The 823-nt window shown below is 39.2% G+C and carries 1 pseudogene; it reads left to right on the forward strand.

The annotated features are described in order from the left end of the window. Window positions 1-187, forward strand: a pseudogene (locus tag R7P74_RS25735) (tRNA epoxyqueuosine(34) reductase QueG); the annotation flags it as partial. Between the last annotated feature and the right edge of the window lie 636 nt (window positions 188-823).

Genomic DNA, 823 nt, shown 5'->3' on the forward strand with positions numbered 1-823 from the left:
ATACAGCCAACGGGTGATAGACGCACTTAATGCGCGACTTGGTGAAAGTAAATTACTGGATGAGCACATCGAATGGGCACTTACCCAGCAGCTCAACCATATCCCTTCTGTAGATGCAGAACCGATTGAGACGAAGAAAAAGCGTTTAATTAGAATTGTTGAGAAAGGCTTACCTAGGGATGCCTAGTGCGTAGCCTATATGCAAGAGATTGAAAACACTTTTTGCATGCTCAATACATGACCCTGTTCTCAATTCTGTAATGTGGAAAAAAATTCTAGATTTGATTAAAAATGGGTTGCAAAAAAAAGTTAAACACAACCTGAGTAAATGACTAGGATCAAAAAAAGACAAGGTTATGATCGTATTTTAACGTATTCGATCCGATGAAATAATACATTTAACCTTAAATAACAATAAGTTAAGACCAAATCACCAGCAACCAAGACTTCCTAAAAAAGAAAAGATCTTTCTTTACCCATCAAAATCCTCAAGCTAAAAACACTTTATCAACCAACTTATCCACAGAACGTTATATGTGGATAACTCTGTTAATTAACATAGGTAAAACGCTCCGAACATCATGAAATGATTACGCCAGCCGATTCATATCGTGTTTTAAACACAAACGAAACCGTCCGACATCATTTGATGCGGATTAAGATATGCTTTTAGGGGATTCATGCTTCGCAGCATTATGAAAAGAGCGATGGAATGGAGCGAAAGCCAAAGTGAACTGGGCGGCGCATCCGTGACGATCTGAGAGCTAGAAAATACCAACCACTCAAACTGCAACTATCGTCTGAAATTGGTTGCGGGGGCCGG

The sequence above is a fragment of the Vibrio sp. 2033 genome (assembly GCF_033339735.1).